The organism is Streptosporangium amethystogenes (genome assembly GCF_000721075.1).
Lineage (GTDB): Bacteria > Actinomycetota > Actinomycetes > Streptosporangiales > Streptosporangiaceae > Streptosporangium > Streptosporangium amethystogenes.
On the sequence record NZ_JOEQ01000035.1, the window covers coordinates 57,380 to 77,959 of the forward strand.

Consider the following 20,580-nt stretch of genomic DNA (forward strand, 5'->3'; position numbering starts at 1 on the left):
GCCGTCGTGGGTCGCCATCTTTACCGTCGTGGACACCTTCGCCTCCTCGGGCGCCTCCACCGCCTTCTGCGCGAGGGAAGACAAGGACGGCCCGGTCCTGCCCGGCATGTGGAGGGCGGAGGCCCGCGGCAGGGACGATCTCCAATCGGTATCTCGGCGCGGGATGTCACGGGATCCGGTGACGACGGGCCCTCCACCGGGGACTCAGCGGCGACCTCGTCACGGTGACGAGGTCCGGTCCAGGGTCGTCGCGGTGCGCCGGAGGGCGTCCAGCAGGGGGATGAGCAGGGGGTGCCGTTCCGCGCCCCGGCGTACGGCGGTGAAGACCCGGCGTTCCGGACCCGCGACCCGGCGGATCTCCACGCCGGACAGGTCGGTGCCGCGCAGGGCCAGGCGGGGCACCATCGCCACCCCGGCCCCGGCGGCGGCCAGCGCGACCACCGCCCTGAAGTCGTCGGAGGAGTGGGCGAACTCGGGGGTGAAGCCCGCGTGCTCGCAGGCCAGCGCGATCACGTCGTGGCAGGGATTGCCCGGATAGGGGCCGATCCAGGTCTCCCCGGCCAGGTCCGCGACCGTCACCTCGCGCTCCGAGAGAGCGTGGTCCCTGGGGAGCACCACGTCGAACGGCTCGGAGTAGAGCGGGATGCGCGACAGGCGCCGGTCGTCCTCGGCGGGGGCACCGCGATACTCCACGGCCACGGCCGCGTCCACCGCGCCGTCCAGGACCATGGTGAGGCTCTGGTCGCCCTCGGCGTCCAGGACCCGCACCCGGATGCCGGGTTCGGAGTCCCGCAGGACGCCGACGGCCGGGGCCACCAGGAGCCCGATCGCGGTGGCGAACGAGGCCACCTTCACCTCGCCCGCCGTACCGGCCGTGTAGGCGGCGATGTCGGCCTCGGCCCGCTCAAGCTGGGCGAGGACCTCGTTGGTGTGGCCCAGCAGGATGCGGCCGACGGCGGTCAGCCGTACCCCCCGGCCGTCGCGGTCGAGCAGCCGGTGGCCCACCTCGTGTTCCAGGGCGGCGAGCTGCTGGGAGACCGCCGAGGGGGTCAGGTGCAGCGCGACGGCGGCCGCGGTGACCGTGCGGTGATCGGCCACCGCCCGCAGGGTCCTGAGCCGCCGTGTCTCTATCACCTGCGTATTCTCGCCGAGGTCGTTCGGACGGTCAGCCGCGGGCCGTGGCGAACGCCTTCAGGGCCCGGTCGACGTCCTCGGTGGAGTGGGCCGCCGAGAGCTGGACCCGGATGCGGGCCTGGCCGTGCGGGACGACGGGGTAGGAGAAGCCGATCACGTAGACGCCCAGCTCCAGCAGGCGTTCGGCCATCGCGGCGGCCTCGGCGGCGTCGCCGATCATCACCGGGACGATGGGGTGGTCGCCGGGCAGGATGTCGAACCCGGCCGCGATCATGCCGGAGCGGAACCGCTCGGTGTTGGCGCGCAGCCGCAGGCGGGCCTCGTCCGAGCCGCTGATCAGATCGAGGACGCGCAGTGACGCGGCGGCGATCACCGGGGCCAGGGAGTTGGAGAACAGGTAGGGGCGCGAGCGCTGGCGGAGCAGCTCGCAGATCTCCTTGCGGGCCGCGACGTAGCCGCCGCTGGCCCCGCCGAGCGCCTTGCCGAGCGTGCCGGTGAGGATGTCGACCCGGTCCCGCACCCCGTGCAGCTCGGGGGTGCCGCCGCCTCCGCTGCCGACGAAGCCGACGGCGTGCGAGTCGTCGACCATCACCATGGCCCCGTACCGCTCCGCCAGGTCGCAGATCTCCGCCAGCGGCGCGACGTAGCCGTCCATGGAGAAGACGCCGTCGGTGACGATCAGCCTGCGCCGGGCGTCGGCGGACTCCTTGAGCCGTGCTTCCAGCTCGGCCAGGTCGCGGTTGGCGTAGCGCAGCCGCCGGGCCTTGGACAGCCGGATGCCGTCGATGACGCTCGCGTGGTTGAGCGCGTCGGAGATCACCGCGTCCCGGTCGTCGAGCAGGGTCTCGAAGACGCCGCCGTTGGCGTCGAAGCACGAGCTGTAGAGGACGGTGTCCTCCTGGCCGAGGAAGGCCGACAGCCGCGCCTCCAGCTCCTTGTGCACCTCCTGGGTGCCGCAGATGAAGCGGACCGAGGCCATGCCGAAGCCCCAGCGGTCGAGGGCCTCCTTGGCGGCGGCGATCACCTCGGGGTGGTCGGCCAGGCCCAGGTAGTTGTTGGCGCAGAAGTTCAGCACCTCACCGCCGCCGGCCACGGCGATGTCGGCGCGCTGCGGGGTGGTGATGACCCGCTCCGGCTTGAGCAGCCCGGCGGATGCGATCTCGTTCAGGGTGGTACGGAAGTCGTCGCGGACGTTGTCGAACATCAGGCGGTCCAATCTAGGGTGATCTTGCCGGTTCCGCCGCCGCGGGCGGCAGTGTCGAAGGCGGTGTCGAGGACGGTGCCGAAGCCGCGGTGGGAGCCGGACAGCAGGTGGTCCCGGTCCAGGATGATCCTGCCGGTGACGGCGTCGAGGTCGCGCCGGACGCCGGACATCAGGCCGTCCAGTCCAGGATGACCTTGCCGGTCCTGCCGCCGGCGGCGGTGTCGAAGGCCGCGTCGAAGTCGCGGTAGGAGAAGCGGTCGGTGATCACCGGGGACAGGTCGAGGCCCTTCTCCAGGAGCACGGACATGGCGTACCACGTCTCGTACATCTCCCGGCCGTAGATGCCCTTGATGGTGATCATCGAGGTCACGATGGTCGCGAAGTCGACGGCGAACTCCTCGGCGGGCAGCCCGAGCATGGCGATCTTCCCGCCGTGCGACATGTTGGCGATCATGTCGCGGAGCGCCCGCGGGTTCCCGGACATCTCAAGACCTACGTCGAAGCCCTCCCGCATGCCGAGTTCCCGCAGGCCGTCGGCGACGGACTTCTCGGCGACGTTCAGCGCCAGGGTGACGCCCAGCTTGTTCGCGATGGCCAGCCGTTCGTGGCTGACGTCGGTGATGACCACGTTGCGGGCGCCCACGTGGGTGGCCACCGCGGCGGCCATCAGCCCGATCGGGCCGGCCCCGGTGATCAGCACGTCCTCGCCGACCATCGGGAACGTCAGGGCGGTGTGCACCGCGTTGCCGAACGGGTCGAAGATCGCCGCCACGTCGAGGTCCACCGGGGCCCGGTGCACCCAGACGTTGGAGGCCGGGAGCGTCACGTACTCGGCGAAGGCGCCGTCCCGGTTGACCCCCAGCCCGACCGTGCTGCGGCACAGGTGCCGCCGTCCGGCCATGCAGTTGCGGCACTTGCCGCAGACCAGGTGCCCCTCGCCGCTGACCAGATCACCGGGGGCGATGTCCTCCACGCCCGGCGCCACCTCGACGACCTCGCCGCAGAACTCGTGTCCGACGACGAGCGGCGTCCGCAGGGTCTGCCGGGCCCAGGCGTCGAAACTCCGGATGTGCAGATCCGTCCCGCAGATCCCGGTCCGCAGAACCTTGATCAGCACCTCTCCGGCGCCGATCGACGGTTCCGGTACGTCGACCAGCCACAGGCCGGGTTCGGCCCTCTCCTTGACCAGCGCTTTCATCACGGTTCCCCCCTCAACTCCGAACCCTACGCACTGTGCCCGGCCGCCTTCGGGGGTGTCCATCGCGGTTTTCTTAACCCCGCCCACAGCATTGCTTCACACCCGGCCCCCGAGAACTAACGATGTACCCGGGCATTTGACCTTAAATCGGACAGGTGCCCGGCCTCTGTCGTCCGACGGACGCTCCCGCTCCGGCGGTCGGCGGGCTCGGCGACGGCCCCCCGGATCGAGGCCGGGAATTCGGCGCCTCTTTCTGGGTGATGCCTTTTCACTGGTTGCAGGCGGAATATATCGCTCGGTAATCGGTCGTACATCGCTCGCGCGGATGCTTGTGCGAACCACAGGGAAAGGCACGCCATGACCGATCAGCCGCACGTCGCCCTGCCCACGGTGGGCGACCGGGTTCCCACCACAGGCATCAAGGAATGGGCTTTCGGCGCCCGGACACTGCTGGACGGATTCTTCAGGAAGATGACGATCCTGAACATGGAGAAGGACGGCGTCGAGCTTCTGATGAAGAGGCTGTCACGCCTGGAACTTGCGATCATCGAGGGCACGAGCGAGGCGAGCGCGCGGGCGGCGTTCATCGACTGGGTGGAGGAGAACGACGGGGGCGGCTGGACCTACTACCTGACCAAGAAGGCCGAAGTGGACCGGCAGGAGGCCGAGGCGCAGGCGAAGAGACGACACGAGATGATCATCGCCAGTGCCCGGGAGGAGGCCGTCGGCCTACGCAAGAAGTACCCCGGCGGGAAGGGGGCCACGGTCGGTACGGTGATCGTGGGCCTCGCCGACACGACCACCGGCAAGACCTACACCGGCACCAGTGGCGCCTACGTCCACGCGGATAAGCGGCATTCGGTCATGGAGGCACTGCTGGTCGGCGTGCCCCAGGTGGAGGACTGGCCGGTCAACGCCTGCGCGGAGGTCGACGCCATGAACAAGTTACTCATCGCCAGGGAAATCACGAAAAAGTCTGAAATCCAGGTGGAAACCCTTTATTTCCACGCCGAGACCTGGAACGGCAAGGCCGGGAAATGGCAGGCGCGCAGCGCCTGCAAGAACTGCGACGTGTGGTTGAAGAAGATCGGCGCCTGCCGCATCTGAGACGCCCGCCGTATCTGAGACTCGGCATTCCCGTCCGAACCGGTACTCTCACCGGCCCCGCGCACGACGGTGATCGTCGCCGGAACCACGGGGCCGGGCCTGCGTTCGCCCGTCCGAACGCTCGGGCGAACGCTCGGGCCAACGGGGGCGGGACTCAGGGAGTGGTGCGGTGGTGCTCCTCCTGGGGGACCGAGAGGCCGTCGGTGGGCAGCGAGGGCGGGGACGCGTTGAGCTGGCGGGGGCCCAGATCGGCCTCGGCGGCCTCGGCGACCGCCTCGGCGGCGGCCTGCTCGGCCTTGGCCGTCTCCCTGGCGGTGTCCTCGCTGATCGCGGGGGCCTCGCGGGTGGCGGCCGACTGCGGCAGTGCCTCGGTGAACGCCTTGGAGACGCCCTGGATGGCCGAGGTGACCTCGCTGGGGATCACCCAGAAGGTGTTGTTCGGGCCCTTGGCCAGCTCCGGCAGCACCTGGAGGTACTGGTACGCCAGCAGCTTGGGGTCGGGGTCGTTGCGGTGCACGGCCTGGAAGACCTCGTCGATGGCCTGGGACTGGCCCTGGGCCTTGAGGATCGCGGCGCTCCGGTCACCCTCGGCCCGCAGGATCGCGCTCTGCTTGTCACCCTCGGCGGTGAGGATCTGCGACTGTCGCTGGCCCTCGGCGTTGAGGATCGCCGCACGCTTGTCCCGCTCGGCGCGCATCTGCTTCTCCATCGCCTCCTTGATGCTCTTCGGCGGGTCGATGGCCTTGATCTCCACCCGGTTGACCCGGATGCCCCACTTGCCGGTCGCCTCGTCGAGCACGCCCCGGAGCTGGCTGTTGATCGTGTCACGCGAGGTCAGCGTCATCTCCAGGTCCAGCGAGCCGACGACGTTGCGCAGCGTGGTGACCGTGAGCTGCTCGACGGCCTGGATGTAGTTGGCGATCTCGTACGCCGCCGCCCGGGGGTCGGTGACCTGGAAGTACAGCACCGTGTCGATCTCGACGACCAGGTTGTCCTCGGTGATCACCGGCTGGGGCTGGAAGGAGACGACCTGCTCGCGCAGGTCGATCATCGGATAGACCCGGTCGATGTACGGGATCACGAAGTTGAGACCGGGCTTGAGCGTGCTGTGGTAGCGGCCGAGCCGCTCCACGTTGCGGGCCCGCGCCTGCGGGACGATGCGCACCGAGCGAACCACGGTGAACACCGCCAGCAGGACGATGAGAAGCCCGGCTATGAGCACAGCGTCCATGAAGTCACTCCCGGGGATACACGAGAGCGGTCGCGCCCTCGATCTCGATGACGTCGACGGTCGTCCCGGCGGGTATCACCAGGGTCTCGTCGTAGGCTCTGGCGGACCACTCCTCGCCGCCGATCCGCACCCGGCCGTCCTGGCCGGTCACCTCGCGCAGCACGTACGCGGATCTGCCGACGATCGCCTGGATCCCGAACCGCTGGCTCCGGGGCTGCAGCCCGGTGAGGTGGCGTTTGGCGATGGGCCGGACCGCGACCACCCCCGCGCCCAGGGAGACGATGAAGGCCAGGAGCTGGAGCGGGATCGGCAGCCCGAGGCCGGCGACGACGGAGGCGACGAGGGCGGCCCCCCCGAGCAGGCCGAGAGCAGTGGTCAGGGTGAAGATCTCGGCGATTCCCAGCACGAGCGCCAGGATCAGCCAAATGACCCAGTAGTCCATGCTCCGGCCCTCCTACCTTGTTCAACGGGTCGGACGTCGGGGAGGTTCCTTTCCCTACCGTATGTCTTCTGCGCGACGCCTGTCAGAGGAGGTCACCACGCGCTTACCTCGCGGGTGAGATCCTTCCCGACACCTCGCCCAGAGTGATCACGGTTCCGTCGGGTCCCGAGGCCGTCGCGGTGATCGTAACGGTGTCCCCGTCCTCAAGGAAGGTCCTGACCGAGCCGTCGGGCAGCTTGAGCGGCTCGGTCCCGTTCCAGGTCAGTTCGATCAGCGAGCCGCGCTCGCCCGGCCCGGTGCCGGAGACCGTGCCGCTGGCGTAGAGATCGCCGGTGCGCAGCGCGGCGCCGTTGACGGTCATGTGGGCGAGCATCTGGTCCGGTGTCCAGTACATGTCCCGATACGGGGGACGGGAGACGACCTCGCCGTTCACCGCGACCTCCAGCCGCAGGTCGAGCCCCCAGGGCTCGTCGCGGCGCAGGTAGCCGAGCGGTTCGGGATCCTGCGCCCTGCCCTCGACGCGGGCCTCGGACAGGGCGGCGAGCGGGGTGATCCACGGTGAGATCGAGGTGGCGAAGGACTTGCCGAGGAACGGGCCGAGCGGGACGTACTCCCAGGCCTGGATGTCGCGGGCGCTCCAGTCGTTCACCAGGGTCACGCCGAACACGTGGTCCTCGAAGCGTCCGGCCCGGTCGCCCAGGGCCGTCGGCACGCCGACGACGAACCCCAGCTCCGCCTCGATGTCCAGCTTGACGGACGGGCCGAAGACCCCCGCGCCGCGCTGCCCGGACGGCCGGGTGATCGGGGTGCCGGAGGCGACGACGGTGCCGGCCCTGCCGTGGTAGCCGACCGGCAGGTGCCGCCAGTTCGGCTTGAGCGGCTCCTCGTCGGGGCGGAACATCCGGCCCAGGTTGGCGGCGTGCTCCAGCGAGCAGTAGAAGTCGACGTAGTCGGCCACCTCGATCGGCAGGTGCAGCGTCACCTGCTCCAGCGGGACGAGGTGCGGCTCGACCACGGACAGGTCGGTGCGGAGCTTGTTCTGGATCAGGGCGCGGGTGTCGCGCCACGCGACCGGGCCCCTGGCCATGAAGGCGTTGAGCGAGCCGGTGGCGAACACCTCGTCGTGCAGGGCCCCGGCCAGGTCGACGATCTGATCGCCGTACCGGACGCCGACGCGAGGGGTCTCTCCCTCGTGGCGGGAGAAGACTCCGTAGGGCAGGTTCTCCAGGCCCCAAGCCATCACGTGCTCTCCTTCGTTGGGTGGGTGGTCGTGCTCGGGCGCCGGGCGACGAGGCCCAGGGCCGTCAGGTCCTCGATCGGGGTGCTCGTGCTGCATGATCCGTACGAGACCAGCAGTTCCCTGGCGCGCGTCGCGGTCTCCTGGGGCACGGCCCGCGCGAGTCGCACCAGCTCGCCGACATCCGTCAGCTTCAGCACCGGCACCGGGTCGCGGCCCTCCGTGGCCGCGCAGACCGCGAGAACCAGGTTGAGGAAGCCGTGCCGGTCCACACCCAGCGCGGAGTCGAAGTGGCGGACCGCGTTGTGCAGGCCCGCGGTCGCCTTGAACGGCACCCCGTACTCCGCGCAGTGCGCGATGAGGGCGCCCAGGTCGACGGCGCTGGGAAAGGCGTCGGCGGTCAGTCCGCCGCAGCGGAACTTCAGGCCGGGGCCCGAGCCGTCACGCGGCAGGGGGCCTCGGCCGTCGAGGGGCACCTCGACGAAGAGCCTGGCCCCGTCGGGCAGCCCGCCGGCCAGTCGCTCCGACACGGCCCCAGGCGTCTCGTTCGGCGCCTGCCGCACCTCGACCAGCTCGACGGCGAGGCCGTCGAGTGGCGGGAGGGCCGGGGTGTCCATGATCAGGCCGAGCCGGATCGGGAAGGTCAGGTGGTCGCGGAGCTCGGCCAGGCGGCCGGCCGGGCAGAGGAACCGGTGGGTGAGCACCGGATCGTTGCCGGCCAGGTCGTTTCGGTGCCGCTCCAGGGCCTCGGCCATCGGCAGTCCGGTCGGCGGGAACAGCCCGGCGTCGTCGACGAGCCCGCGGAAGAGCGCCGCCGTTCCCATTCCCACGTCCGTGCTCAAATCTGTAGCCATGGTTTCGCCCCTACCCAGTGACGGGCCCGTGGTCATGTCCCGGGGCCCGCCGGTCAACGAGCCCATGTCCACGCGTAGCCGGGGTCCTCCACCGACAGGCCGGCGGGGCCGAGGTCGAGGGGGCGGAAGGTGTCGACCATCACAGCCAGCTCGCTCGTCTGGGTGTGGCCCTGCCGGACCGCCTCGATGACCGCCTCGACGGCGCCCGGCTGCGGGCCGTGGGTGAACCCGGCCGGGTGCAGCGAGACCGAGCCGACATCGATGCCCGAGCCCCTGCGCGCGGTGTAGTCGCCACCCGCGTAGAACATCAGCTCGTCGGAGTCGACGTTGTGGTGGTTGTACGGGATCGGGACCGCGTCGGGGTGGAAGTCCAGCGGCCGGGGGCAGAACGAGCAGATCACGAAGTTCGGGCCCTCGAAGGTCTGGTGCACCGGCGGCGGGGCGTGGGTGCGCTTCACGATCGGCTCGAAGTCGTTGATGTTGAACGCGTACGGGTAGAGGCAGCCGTCCCAGCCGACCACGTCGAACGGGTGGTCGCGGTAGACCAGCCGGGTCAGCCCGCCGCGGGTGCGGACCAGCACCGGCACCTCCTCGCCTTCGACGACGAAGGGCTCGCCGGGGGAGCGCAGGTCGCGCTCGCAGTAGGGGGCGTGCTCCAGGAACTGGCCGTGGGTGGACAGGTAGCGCTTGGGGGGGCGGATGTGCCCCGCGGCCTCGATGGTGAACGCCGTGACGCGGCCCTGCGGCACCCAGCGGTGGATGGTCCCGGTGGGGATGACGAGGTAGTCGCCCTCCCCGGCCTCGATCACCCCGTATGTCGACTCGAACCTGACCCGTCCGCTCGCGATGTAGACGCACTCGTCGCCCATGGAGTTGCGGTAGAGCTCGCTGGGCGTCTCGCTCGCGGCGTACGACATGCGGACGTCGGCGTTGCCGGCGAGCAGCCCGCGCCCGGTGACCAGGTCGCCTCCGACCGGCAGGTCCTGGGTGCGCAGGTGACGGGGGGAGAGCGGCAGGTTGGGGACGAGCCGGCCGGCCTCGGTCGGCTCGACGGCCTCGGCCTTGAGGATCGCCGTGGGGAGATGGCGGTGGTAGAGCAGCGACGCGTCGCTGGAGAACCCCTCCTCACCCATCAGCTCCTCGGCGTACAGCCCGCCGTCGGGCCGCCGGAACTGCACGTGCCGCTTGCGAGGTATCTCCCCCACGACCCGGTAGTACGGCATCCGCTTCTCCCACCCTGTCCGTTTATCGGACACACATGTCCTTTATACGAACAACCATCCGCCAGGGCGGGATGGATGTCAAACGTCGTCCGCCGGTTCCCGGTGTGCTGGACGGCCTGCCAGGCGAGCGAGCCGGATGGCTCGGGGGTCGACGAGATCCGGGGAAGGACCACGCCCATCGGACCGTCAGACGAGCGAGCCGGACAGTTCGGCGGCGGCGGCGGCCACCCGGGGGCCGACGGAGTCCAGGTCGAGGGGGGTGAAGGCGACCACGCCCACCGATGCCTCCAGCCAGGGGAGGCCGGGCACCGGGGCGGCGACGCCCCGGGCGCCCTCCTGGAGCTGTCCCTCGGAGACCTGGTAGCCGGTGCGGCCCTCGCGCAGGGCGAGGATGGCCAGCCCGGCGGCGCCCCGGGTCAGCGGGTGGCGGGACCCCTCGCGGTAGGCGACGTGCATGTTCGTCCAGGAGGGCTCGACCACCGCCACCGCCAGGCCCTCGTCGCCCTCGGCCACCGTCAGGTGCGCGGTCGCGCCCACCTCCTCGGCCAGCCCGCGCAGGGTGGGCAGGGCGCCCTCCCGGAGCAGCGGCTGCACGGCACGGGCCAGGACGAGAACCCCGAAGCCCAGGTGGACCCGCCCGGCACTGTCCCGGCGGACGAAGCCCTCGCCTTGCAGGGTGGTGAGCAGGCGGTACACCGCCGGGCGGCTCAGCTCCAGCTCGACCGCCAGCTCCGTGGGAGTACGGCCCCGGCGTCCGTCGGCGAGCAGGCGCAGCAGCCGCAGGCCGCGCTCCAGGGTCTGCGAGGATTCGGCCGCCATCTAGGGCACCCGCCGGGCTGCAACCATGCCCCGATTATCGCCGCACCCCCGGCACCGGCCGGTAGGTCCCCTGCCGAAGGGGCGGAAACCGTCACCCCGCAGGGTCCCGTAGCCGAGGGTGGTGTCACCGCCGTACGGGTGGGGACCTACCGTGAGCTTGGACGATCCGCGGTGGAGCGGGGGCCGGGGGAGGGATTTTGCGGTGAAGTCGGTCATCGTGGTCGGAGCGGGGATCTGGGGCACGTCACTGGCGTTGCGGCTGGCGGAGTCGGGCTGGAGGGTGACCCTGGTCGAGCAGTACCAGCCGGGCAACCTGCGGCAGGCGAGCTCCGGCGAGACCCGGCTGCTGCGCGTCGCGCACGGCACCGACGAGTGGTACGCCCGGATGGCCGTCCGGGCCCGTGAGCTCTGGCTGGGCCTCGGTGAGCGGACCGGCGAGGAGCTGTACGCCGAGACGGGCGCGCTCTGGTTCGCCCGCCGGGACCAGGGCTGGGAACGGTCGAGCGCCGGGGTGCTGGACCGGATCGGCATCCCGTACGAGATCCGCGACCCCGCCGCGGCGGGGGCGGCCTTCCCCGACTTCCGCGCCGACGACCTGAAGTTCGTGCTCTGGGAGCCGAGGGCCGGGGTGCTGCGGGCCCGGCGGGCCACCCTGGTCACCGCGAGGCTCGCCCGCGACGCCGGGGTCACCGAGGTCAGGGGGCGAGCCGAGCCGTACGGGAACGCGGTCCGGATCGGGGACGAGGTGCTCCGGGCCGACCGGGTGGTGTGGGCGTGCGGCGCGTGGCTGCCCCGGCTCTTCCCCGGCCTGATGGACCTCCAGGTGACCAAGCAGGACGCGTTGCACTTCGCCGCCCAGGAGCCGTGGGACACCCCCGCGTGGGGTGACTACGACGGTTCGGTCTACGGACACGGAGACCTCGACGGGCTCGGGATGAAGGCGACCTCGGACCTGGAGGGCGAACCGTACGACCCGGAGACCGGGGACCGGCGGGTCTCGCCGGCCAGCGAGGCGACGGTCCGGGCCTACCTGCGGCGCAGGTTCCCGAGCCTGGCAGCGGCGCCGTTGCTGCTGGGCCAGGCCTGCCAGTACACCCTCACCAGGGACGGCGAATGGGTCATCGCGCAGAACCAGGACGGGGCCTGGGTGCTCGGTGGCGACTCCGGGCACGGTTTCAAGCACGCTCCGGCCCTGGCGGAGTACGTCGCGGAGATCCTTGAGGGGGCTCGGGAGCCCGAGTCCCGCTTCGGCCTGCACGAGCGGATCCCCGCCCGGGGCCTGCGCACGAGCGGTCAGACGGATCTGTGATCAGTTGTCATGCCGGTAATAACCGGCAGTCGGGAATGTGGAGTGCTTTGGCAAGAATTGCGAGATACCCCTGACGTAGGTTGCTAGGTCCCTGTACCTCGGCGAGGGGACCTTGAGCATGAGCGAGACGCTGATCGCCCAGGTTGAACGGTGGGCACGGGAGATCCCGGACGCTCCGGCCTACACCTTCCTTGACTACTCCGCCGGACGCGACGGGGTGCGGCACACGCTCTCCTGGGCGAAGGTCGACCTGCGGGCACGGGCGCTGGCCGTACGGCTGCGAGAGGTGACGCACCCGGGCGAGCGGGCGGCGATCCTGGCGCCTCAGGGACTGGAGTACGTGGTCGCGATGCTCGGCGCGATGTACGCCCGGGTGATCGCGGTACCGCTCTTCGCGCCGGACCTGCCCGGTCACGCCGACCGGCTGATCCGCGCCTACGCCGACGCCGACCCGGTGTGCGTGCTCACCACGACGCCCGCGCTGGAGGGGGTGCACGCCTTCCTGGACGGCCGCTCCGCGCCCCGGCCCAAGCGGATCATCACCCTGGACACGGTCTCCGACCTGCTGGCCGACGAGTGGGAACCCGAACCGATCGGCCCCGACGACCTGGCGTACCTGCAGTACACCTCCGGCTCGACCCGCGCTCCGGCAGGGGTCGAGATCAGCCATGGCAACTTCACGGCCAACGCCAGGCAGTTGTGGACCGCGTTCCGCGCCACCCCCAGGGTGTCCACGGCCGCGCTCTGGCTGCCGCTCTTCCACGACATGGGCCTGATCGCCACCATCGCCGCGCCGATCGTGGGCGGCAACCAGTCGATGTTCATGGACCCGGTGGCGTTCGTCATGCACCCGGTGCGCTGGCTGCGGATGCTCTCCGGGCAGGAGGACGTGTTCACCGGCGGTCCCAACTTCGCCTACGAGTACACGGCGAGCCGGGTCACCGAGGCGGAGAAGGCCACGCTCGACCTGTCCGGAGTGTCGATCATGCTCAACGGCGCCGAGCCGCTCCGGGGCAGCACGATCGACCGTTTCTCCGAGGCGTTCGCCATCTGCGGGCTGCGGCCCGAGGCGCACACCCCCGGCTACGGCCTGGCCGAGGCGACGGTGTTCGTCACCGCGATGGACCGGGACCTGCCCGCCCGCGTCACCCTGTTCGACCGCGACGCGCTGACCGCGGGGCGCGCGGTGCCGCACACGGGACGGGGCCGGGTCAGCGACCTCGTCTCCTGCGGGGTGCCGACGGGCCAGCGGGTGGTCATCGCCTCCGTGCCCGACCCGACGTCCGACCCGACGTCCGACCCGATGTCCGGCACGGCTTCCGGTACGGCCAGACCCGACGGTGAGGTCGGTGAGATCTGGGTGCGGGGGCCCAACGTGGCGCGGGCCTACTGGCGGGACACCGAGCGCAGCGCCGAGGTCTTCGGCAACGTCCTCGAAGGGGAGGAGGGCACCTGGCTGCGTACCGGTGACCTGGGCGTCATACACGGGGGTGAGCTCTACATCACCGGACGGATCAAGGACCTGATCATCGTCGACGGGCGCAACCACTATCCACAGGATGTGGAGGTGACCGTGCAGGAGGCCGAGGAGGCCGTCCGCAGGGACCATGTGGCCGCGTTCGCGGTGCCGGGGGAGGAGACCGAGCGGCTGGTGGTGGTGGCCGAGCGGTCACGGAAGGCCGACGGGCGGGACATCGACGAGATCGCGGCCAACATCCGCGCCGCTGTCACGAAAAATCATGATCTGCGGCTGCACGACTTCGTACTGGTCGAGGCGGGGGCCGTACCGCGCACGTCCAGCGGGAAGATCGCCAGACGTGCCTGCGCGCGGGCCTACCTGGACGGCGCCTTCCCGACCGGCGCCTTCCCGACTGACGCCTTCCCGGCCGATGCGCCTCCGGTCGATGCGCTTTCGGCTGACGGGTTCTCGGCCGACGGGCAAGGTGCCGACGTCTGATGTTCGAGTCGCTTGGGCGGGCCGTCTACCGAGGGCGCTGGTCCCTGCTGGTCCTGGGGACGGCGTTCGCGGTCCTCGCCGGCTACTTCGGGCTGGGGTTGTTCGGCAGGATGTCCGACGGCGGCTTCGAGGATCCGGGGGCCGAGTCGACCTCGGCCGCCGAGTGGAGCCAGAAGTGGTTCGGCGGCAACTCACCCGACGTGGTGGCCCTCTACACGCATCCCAGCTACGAGGCCGCCGACGAGCGGTTCGAGAAGGACGTGCGGGAGGCGCTCCGCGCGCTGCCCGCCGAGCAGGTCGCGAGCACCACCACCTACTGGTCGACCAAGGCCGGGGAACTCGTCTCCGAGGACGGGCACTCCACCTACGCGCTGATCACCCTGCGCGGCGGGCAGCTGACCAAGCAGAGCGGGTACGAGAAGATCAGGGACGAGCTCCGCAGGGCGCCCGCCGGATACACGGTCAAGATCGGCGGCAGGATTCCGCTGCTCAAGGACCTCAACGCGCAGACCGGCGCCGACCTGCAGCAGGCCGAGGCCATCTCGATGCCGGTACTGCTCGTCCTGCTCGTCATGGTCTTCGGCAGCCTGGTGGCGGCGGGCCTGCCACTGGTCGTCGGGCTGCTCTCGGTGGCCGGGGCGCTGCTGCTGCTGAGGCTGCTCACCGAGGTCACCGACGTCTCGGTGTTCTCGCTGAACGTCGTGACGATGCTCGGGCTCGGCCTGGCCATCGACTACTCGCTCTTCGTGCTGAACGCCTTCAGGGAGGAGATCCACCGGGGGGCGTCCGCCGAGGCGGCGGTCGTGCGGACCATCGCCACCGCCGGACGCACCGTCGCCTTCTCCGGGTTGACCGTGGCGACCTCGCTCAGCGGGCTGCTGCTCTTCCCGCAGATGTTCCTGCGGTCGATAGGGCTGGGCGCGGCGGCGGTGGTGCTGGTCGCGATGGTGTCCGCGATCGTGGTACTGCCCGCGCTGCTGGCCGTGCTCGGGCCGAAGGTGGACGCGATCAAGGTCATGCCCGACTTCGGCGGTCGCAGGGGCGGGACCTGGCACACCATCGCGTCCAGTGTGATGCGCCGTCCGGTCGCGTACCTCCTCGGGGTCGGGCTGCTTCTCGTCGCGCTGGCCGCGCCCTTCGCGCACGCGCGGTTCGGCAGCGTGGACCATCGAGTACTGCCGGAGGGGTTCGAGAGCCGCCAGGTGGCCGAGGAGATCAACACGAGGTTCGCCAAGAACGCCCTCTCGCCGATCGAGGTCATCGTGCTCGTCGAGCGCGACCTGGTCGGGCCGATGACCGCGTCGGCGCCCGGCGCGCTCACCTCCGAGGTCGGTACCCAGCGCGGCCCCCTCGGCGTCGGAAACTCGGGGATCACCCCGGTCACCCCGGTCGGCCCGCTGGACGTCAAGGTGTTCGCCGAGCGGCTGGAGGCGCTCGACCACGTCACCGGCGTCGACGTCACCGGCGTCTCCCAGAACAGCGGCGCCGTGCGGCTGGCGGTCCGCTACGACAGGGACCCGATGTCGGACGAGGCCCGCGCGCTGGTCGACAGGATCCGGGAGCTGCCGCCCGAGCCGAACTTCCAGGACGTCGTCGTCGGCGGCCCCACCGCGGCCCAGTTGGATCTTCAGGCCAGCCTGCGGACCACTCTGCCGTGGACCGCGCTGGTGGTCTGCCTCATGACGGGCCTGCTGCTGTTCGCCGCCTTCGGCTCGATCCTGCTGCCGGTCAAGGCGATCCTGATGAACGTCGTGTCGCTGGGGGCGTCGTTCGGCGTGATCGTCTGGGCCTTCCAGGACGGCCACCTCGCGAGCGTCCTGGGTTTCACCCCGACGGGGAGCATCGAGGCGACGATCACGGTGCTGATCCTGGCCGTGGTGTTCGGGCTCTCCATGGACTACGAGCTGTTCCTGCTCAGCCGGGTCCGCGCGGAGTGGCTCAGAACCGGCGACAACACCGTGGCCGTGGCGGTCGGGCTGGAGCGGACCGGAGGGGTCATCACCAGCGCGGCCCTGCTGCTGCTGGTCGTCATCGGGGCGTTCTCGACGGCCGGGATCACGATCGTCAAGATGCTCGGCGTCGGCATGTTCGTGGCCATCGTGGTGGACGCCACCCTGGTCAGGGCGCTGCTGGTGCCCGCGACGATGCGGCTGATGGGCGAGGCCAACTGGTGGCTGCCGAGCTTCCTGCGCGGCTTCCACCGGCGGATCGAGATCCGCGAGCACGCCACGGACGAGCTTCCCGCCACGTACGTGATGGTGGAGCGCGCGGGTGCCCCCGGTGCCCACCGCGCCGCCCCCGCGCGCCGTCTCGCCCCCTTCCCGCGGCCCCCGCAGATCGCCGCCGGAACCTCCGCTCAGGTTCCCGCCGGGCCTCCCCCGCCACCGCCCGCCGAAGCACCGCCGATCGCCCCCGCCGTTCCGGTACGCGTCATCAGGACCGGCCGCGACGGCGACTGGCAGTGGGCCGAGGAGTTTCCCCCGCCCCCCGCCTCACCTCTGGACCCGCATGTTCCGGTGCCGGATGTCCACGCGGCAGAGCGGGGATCCTGGGACGCGCCCATGGACCCGCGCGTTCCGGCGCCGGGTGTTCGCGCCATGGGGGAGGGGCCCTGGGTCGTCCACCTGGACCCGCACGTTCCGGTGCCGGAGGTCCGTGCCGCGGCAGAGGGGAAATCCTGGGGCTCGCCCGTGGACCCGTACGTTCACGCCGCGGAGGAGGGGGCCTGGGGGGCGCCGGTGGATCCGCATGTTCCGGCGTCGAACGCCCGTGTGGTGCGGGAGGAGACCCGGGGCGCGCGCCCGGACCCGGCGGTCCCGCGCAACGGGTCCCGCACCCCGTCTCCCGAGCCCGGTACGGCACGTACCTGGCGGTCCCGGATCTCGGACGCCTCCTTCCGGCAGAACCGGTCGAATCCCTACCCCATGCCCGGGCTTGACGCCGAGCCGCCCCCGCCCGCCCGGCCGACGTCCAGGCCCGCCGCCGCGTCCACCGCACCACCGACGTCCGGACCCGGGCCGGCCGGGGGCAGGACCAGGAAGGTCATCAAGCCGAACCTGGACGGTCCCGGCTGGCACTGGGCCGAGGAGCAGGAGAAGCCGTCCCCACCGGAGCCCCTGCTGACCGTGCGGGACGCGATGGAACAGTCTCCCCGCCCGGCCCCCGCCCCTCCCGCCGCCCCCTCCGGGTCGCCCGCCTCGCTCCCGCAACGCCATTCCGCGTTCGTGCCACCTCCGCCACCCCCGGTACGGCCCGGCCCCGTCATCCGGGCGCGTCCCGAACCCGCGCCCCCGGAGCCCCCCAGGCCCGTTTCCGAGCCCCGGCCGGTTTCCGAACCCTGGCCCGCTCATGCGGCCCGCTCCGGTGACCTCCCGCCGCCCCCGGCGGCTTCCGAGCCCCGGCCCGCGGGGCTGCCGGCAGCCCTTGGTACGCCACCCGCCACCCCGTCTCCGGCACTCGTACCCGAGGAGGTGGGGAGGCCGGAACCCGGGGAGGGGGCGGAGGACGCGCACCGCGTGCCGAGCCTGCCGCCGGTCAGCAGCCATCTGATCGACCAGTTGGAGCCGCTGGTACGGCCGGTGGCCGGGGCGATCGAGCCGGGACCTTCGGCGCTCCGGCAGGCGACCTCGGCATCCCCGCAGGCTTCCCCCTCGGACCCCTCCCCGCCTGCGGTTCCGCAGACCCCGGCCCCGGCCCCGGTTCCGGCCTCCCTGGTTCCGCGACCTCCGGCGGGGGGGCAGCGAAGGGCGACGGTCCCCGCTTCCCCGCCCGCTGCCGTACCGCGTGGTGAGGCCGTACCGCGTGGTGAGGGGGAGTCCGTGGGCAGGGCGCCCACGAGGCGGGAGGCGGAGGAACCGGTGGGAGGCTGGGTCGCCGTGGGCACCAGAACCACGCGGGTCGTACGCCCCAAGGCCGACGGGTCCGGCTGGGAGTGGACCGAGGTGGACGAGTGAGCGATCGGGCCGTACCGGGCGCGCAGCCCAGGCCAGACGCACAGGTCGTACCGGCTCCGTCCGCCGCGTCACCATCGGAGGCGCCACCAGGGTCACCATCAGGGGCGCCGACAGGAGCACCGGCAGCGCGACGAGGGCTGTTGCTACTGGTCATCGGGCTGGCTGGATTCGTGACGACCCTGGACAACACCGTCGTGACGGTCGCGCTGCCCACCCTGCAGGTGGAGCTGGGCGCGTCGCTGGCGGCACTCGAATGGGTCGTCACCGGCTACGTCCTCACCTTCTCCGGCTTCATGCTCGCCGGCGGCAGGCTGGCCGACGTCTACGGTCGTCGCAGGGTGCTCGTCGCGGGACTGGCCGTCTTCACGGCGGCGTCCCTCGTGGCGGGGCTGGCCACCTCGGTGGGCGCGCTCGTCGCCGCCAGGCTGGTGCAGGGTTCCGGGTCCGCCCTGATCCTGCCCGCGATGCTGGCGATCGTCGCGGTCGGCAACGACGAGCGGCAGCGGTCCGTCGGGGTCGCCGTCTGGATGGCGTCAGGGGCGGGCGCGCTCGCCCTGGGGCCGGTCGTCGGCGGTTATCTCACCCAGCACTTCCACTGGAGCTGGATCTTCCTGCTCAACGTCCCGCTCGGCGTCCTCATCATCGCGCTCGCGACCGTCGCGATCCCTGAGTCGCGCGACGAGCGGGCCGCCCGGGTGGACGTTCCAGGGGTCGCGTCGTCGGTGGTCGTCCTGTCGGCGGGTACCTTCGCCCTGACCTTCGGGGCCGATCTGGGCTGGACCTCGCCGCCGATCCTGGTCGCGGTGCTGTCCACGGTGGCAGCCGCCCTGGTCTTCGCCATCGCCGAGAGGCTCGGCGAGGACCCGATGGTGGACCTCGCGCTGTTCCGGTCGCGGACCTTCACCGGCGGGGTGATCGCCCAGGTGCTCTGGGGACTCGGGGTCAACGGGGTCTTCTTCTTCACCGCGCTGTTCCTGCAGGGCGTGCTCGGTTTCAGCCCCACCGCGTCCGGGCTGGCGTTCGTGCCGCTGGCGCTGCTGGTCGTCGTGGTCACACCGCTGGTGCCGTTCGCGGAACACCGGATCGGCGCCGCGCGCACCGTGGCGCTGGGGCTCGTCCTCGTCGCCGCGGGCATGGCCGCCGTCGCGTTCCTGCGCCCGGGGGACGGCTGGGCCGAACTGCTGCCGTCGGTATGCGTGATCGGGATCGGCTCGGCGCTGACCATGCCGCTGGGGTCGGCGGTACTGGGTGCCGTACCCGAGTCCAGGGCGGGGGTGGCAGGGGGGGTGTTCAGCGTGGCCCGGGAGATGTCGGGGCTGTTCGGCATCGCGATCATCGGGGTGATCGTCAACAGTTCCGTGAGCTTCACGGCCGGCTACTCGACGGGCCTGCTGGTGGCCGCGGGGCTGGTCGTCACGGGGGCGGCCATCAGCCTGGTGACGCTCCGATGAGCCGCCGGACCGGTGAGTTTCGGCGGGCCGTCGGTTCGGGGAGGCGCCGGTGAGGATCGCGGTCCTGGCGTTCGGCTCGCGGGGTGACACCCAGCCGTGCGTCGCGCTCGGCGCCGGGCTCGCCCGGCGGGGACATCGGGTCATGATCGTGGCGGCGGGCCGCTACGGCGGGCTGGTCGAGGAGGCGGGGCTGGAGTTCAGCCCGGTCAGCGTGGACCCGCTGAAGATCATGGAGTCCGAGGAGGGGCAGGCGTGGCTGCGGAGCGGCCCCGCCGGGTTCGCCAGGGGGTTTCGCACGATCGTGGAACCGTTCGCCGAGCGCCTGGTCGCCGAGGTGGACGCGGCCTGCGCCGGAGCCGACCTCGTCCTGTCACCCGCGCTGGGTGGTTTCGGGCACCATCTCTCCGAGCGGTACGGCATGCCGTACGCGCTGCTGCACTTCCAGCCCAGCGAGCCCACCCGGGCCTTCCCCAACCCGCTGGTGCCGTTGCGCACGCTTGGCGGAGCCGGCAACCGGGCCAGCTACGCGCTGGTCGAGGGGTTGAGCTGGCTGCTGCTCGGCCGCATGGTGAACCGGCTGCGGGGCCGGGTGCTCAAGCTCGAACCCATGCGGGGCAGCCCGTTCCGGCGGGCACGGGCCGATCGGGTGCCGGTGCTGTGCGGGGTCAGTCCCTGGATCGTCGGCCGCCCGCGGGACTGGCCGGACTACGTGCACCTGACCGGTTTCTGGTCGCTTGAGCGCGCGCTGCCTCCCTGCCCCGAGATCGTGGCGTTCCTCGACGCGGGACCGCCACCGGTCTTCGTGGGCTTCGGCAGCATGGTCCCGGCCAACCCGGTCGCGACGGCGGAGACGGTGGTGGCGGCGCTGCGCAGGGCCGGGGTGCGGGGAGTCCTTCAGGGCATGCCGTACGAGGGCGCCGACGACATGCTCGTCATCGGCGATATCGATCATGGATGGCTCTTCCCGCGGATGGCCGCGGTGGTGCACCACGGCGGTGCCGGGACCACGGGGACGGGCCTGCGGGCCGGGGTGCCGGGGGTGATCTGTCCCTTCTTCTCCGACCAGCCGTTCTGGGGGGCACGGGTGGCGTCGCTGGGGGCCGGGCCCGCGCCGCTGCCGATCGGCAGGGCCACCGTGGAAGCGCTGGCCGCACGGGTGGTACATGCCGTACGGGATCCGGGAACGCGGGCGGTGGCGGCGCGGCTGGGGGAGCGGCTGCGGGCCGAGGACGGGGTGGGACGCGCATGCGAGGCGCTCGGAGCCTGACCTGAAGGCCCAGGCCGTCTCGGGCCTGGACGGCGTGAGGTTCGCGGTGGCCCGCCGGAGGGGCTCCACTCATGCCGGCGACCTTCCGATTTTCCGGCTAGTGCCGTGACCGCATTGGTTCGCCGGGTTTGTCAGGCTGCGGCCTTGAGAGGGCGTCCGCCCCAGCGGATGCCCTTCTCGCCGCGGATGCGTAC

At 71.5% G+C, this 20,580-nt stretch carries 16 protein-coding genes; 6 read left to right on the forward strand and 10 right to left on the reverse strand.

The annotated features are described in order from the left end of the window. Positions 1–219 precede the first annotated feature (219 nt). From IG98_RS0135545 to tdh, 4 genes are read right to left on the reverse strand one after another with little or no spacing between them, the layout of a single operon-like run. The gene (locus tag IG98_RS0135545) at positions 220–1,134 is read right to left on the reverse strand and encodes a LysR family transcriptional regulator (RefSeq protein WP_030922684.1); all 915 of its coding nucleotides are present in this window, start codon (positions 1,132–1,134) and stop codon (positions 220–222) included. A 31-nt stretch (positions 1,135–1,165) separates the two neighbouring features. Next, a complete protein-coding gene (locus tag IG98_RS0135550; RefSeq protein ID WP_030922686.1) occupies positions 1,166–2,338 on the reverse strand; it encodes a glycine C-acetyltransferase in 1,173 nt (390 codons plus the stop codon). Then, the gene (locus tag IG98_RS51260; protein WP_157594709.1) at positions 2,338–2,508 is read right to left on the reverse strand and encodes a hypothetical protein; all 171 of its coding nucleotides are present in this window, start codon (positions 2,506–2,508) and stop codon (positions 2,338–2,340) included. Before IG98_RS51260 ends, IG98_RS0135550 begins: the two co-directional genes overlap by 1 nt. Further along, positions 2,508–3,536 (reverse strand): L-threonine 3-dehydrogenase, encoded by a 1,029-nt coding sequence (tdh, locus tag IG98_RS0135560; RefSeq protein ID WP_030922689.1) that lies wholly within the window; start codon positions 3,534–3,536, stop codon positions 2,508–2,510. Before tdh ends, IG98_RS51260 begins: the two co-directional genes overlap by 1 nt. Before the next feature lie 357 nt (positions 3,537–3,893). On the opposite strand from tdh, the gene IG98_RS0135565 reads away from it, so the two are divergent. Continuing rightward, a complete protein-coding gene (locus IG98_RS0135565) occupies positions 3,894–4,643 on the forward strand; it encodes a YwqJ-related putative deaminase (protein ID WP_030922694.1) in 750 nt (249 codons plus the stop codon). A 154-nt stretch (positions 4,644–4,797) separates the two neighbouring features. Here the strand turns inward: IG98_RS0135565 and IG98_RS0135570 are convergent, their stop codons facing one another. From IG98_RS0135570 to IG98_RS0135595, 6 genes are all read right to left on the reverse strand, one after another. Beyond that, positions 4,798–5,874 carry an SPFH domain-containing protein gene (locus IG98_RS0135570; RefSeq protein WP_030922697.1) on the reverse strand — a complete coding sequence of 359 codons (1,077 nt, stop codon included), beginning with the start codon at positions 5,872–5,874 and terminating at the stop codon, positions 4,798–4,800. A 4-nt stretch (positions 5,875–5,878) separates the two neighbouring features. Further along, positions 5,879–6,316, reverse strand: a complete 438-nt coding sequence (locus IG98_RS0135575; RefSeq protein WP_030922700.1) for an NfeD family protein — start codon at positions 6,314–6,316, stop codon at positions 5,879–5,881. A gap of 103 nt (positions 6,317–6,419) precedes the next feature. Continuing rightward, positions 6,420–7,556, reverse strand: a complete 1,137-nt coding sequence (fahA, locus tag IG98_RS0135580) for a fumarylacetoacetase (protein WP_030922705.1) — start codon at positions 7,554–7,556, stop codon at positions 6,420–6,422. Next, complete coding sequence (locus tag IG98_RS0135585; RefSeq protein WP_051753367.1) at positions 7,556–8,407, reverse strand: hypothetical protein; 852 nt, start codon at positions 8,405–8,407, stop codon at positions 7,556–7,558. Before IG98_RS0135585 ends, fahA begins: the two co-directional genes overlap by 1 nt. Before the next feature lie 53 nt (positions 8,408–8,460). Then, positions 8,461–9,630: a homogentisate 1,2-dioxygenase gene (locus IG98_RS0135590; RefSeq protein ID WP_030922711.1), complete on the reverse strand. Its 1,170-nt coding sequence runs from the start codon at positions 9,628–9,630 to the stop codon at positions 8,461–8,463. Positions 9,631–9,816: 186 nt separating this feature from the next. Continuing rightward, the gene (locus tag IG98_RS0135595; protein ID WP_030922714.1) at positions 9,817–10,449 is read right to left on the reverse strand and encodes an IclR family transcriptional regulator; all 633 of its coding nucleotides are present in this window, start codon (positions 10,447–10,449) and stop codon (positions 9,817–9,819) included. 202 nt (positions 10,450–10,651) lie between these two features. On the opposite strand from IG98_RS0135595, the gene IG98_RS0135600 reads away from it, so the two are divergent. The 5 genes from IG98_RS0135600 to IG98_RS0135620 all read left to right on the forward strand — a co-directional run bounded on the left by IG98_RS0135600 (position 10,652) and on the right by IG98_RS0135620 (position 20,386). After that, the gene (locus tag IG98_RS0135600) at positions 10,652–11,758 is read left to right on the forward strand and encodes an NAD(P)/FAD-dependent oxidoreductase (protein WP_030922717.1); all 1,107 of its coding nucleotides are present in this window, start codon (positions 10,652–10,654) and stop codon (positions 11,756–11,758) included. Positions 11,759–11,876: 118 nt separating this feature from the next. After that, complete coding sequence (locus tag IG98_RS0135605; RefSeq protein ID WP_084195891.1) at positions 11,877–13,715, forward strand: fatty acyl-AMP ligase; 1,839 nt, start codon at positions 11,877–11,879, stop codon at positions 13,713–13,715. Then, positions 13,715–17,668 carry an MMPL family transporter gene (locus IG98_RS53805; protein WP_051753368.1) on the forward strand — a complete coding sequence of 1,318 codons (3,954 nt, stop codon included), beginning with the start codon at positions 13,715–13,717 and terminating at the stop codon, positions 17,666–17,668. The genes IG98_RS0135605 and IG98_RS53805 overlap by 1 nt, the downstream gene beginning before the upstream one ends. A 140-nt stretch (positions 17,669–17,808) precedes the next feature. Beyond that, complete coding sequence (locus IG98_RS0135615) at positions 17,809–19,119, forward strand: DHA2 family efflux MFS transporter permease subunit (RefSeq protein WP_245651856.1); 1,311 nt, start codon at positions 17,809–17,811, stop codon at positions 19,117–19,119. Positions 19,120–19,168: 49 nt separating this feature from the next. Further along, positions 19,169–20,386, forward strand: a complete 1,218-nt coding sequence (locus IG98_RS0135620; RefSeq protein ID WP_030922728.1) for a glycosyltransferase — start codon at positions 19,169–19,171, stop codon at positions 20,384–20,386. Positions 20,387–20,580: the final 194 nt, after the last annotated feature.